Raw genomic sequence first — 391 nt, 5'->3', positions numbered from 1 at the left:
GTGGCGGGCTCCGGCCACATCGCCGGTGTCGTCAATCCGCCGGCCGCGAAGAAGTATCAGTACTGGACCGGCGGCAAACCGGTGGGTGATTTCGGCCAGTGGTTCGCCGCCGCCGTGGAGCATCCCGGCTCCTGGTGGACGCACTGGCAGCACTGGGTCGAGACCCAGGACAAAGCCCGCGTGCCGGCGCGCAAACCCGGCAAGCATATGAAAACCTTGGGCGATGCGCCGGGCACCTATGTCAAGGTGCGCGTGTAACAGTCTGTAATGTCTGGTGAGTTGACGGCCCGCTAAAACAGGTCGAAATGGTGGCGTCAGCTATCTGGCGGCTTCATTTCGCCTGGAAAAAACGATTACTTCCGAGGCTTGCAGATTTGACACAGGTCCCGTT

General features: G+C 61.1%; 1 pseudogene. It reads left to right on the top strand.

Annotation, left to right across the window (positions count from 1 at the left end):
* Window positions 1-258: pseudogene (locus EOA32_RS38100) on the top strand (alpha/beta hydrolase); the annotation flags it as partial.
* Window positions 259-391 lie beyond the last annotated feature (133 nt).

Source organism: Mesorhizobium sp. M1A.F.Ca.ET.072.01.1.1 (genome assembly GCF_004023325.1).
Lineage (GTDB): Bacteria > Pseudomonadota > Alphaproteobacteria > Rhizobiales > Rhizobiaceae > Mesorhizobium.
This window is presented reverse-complemented; position numbering and strand designations above follow the sequence as displayed.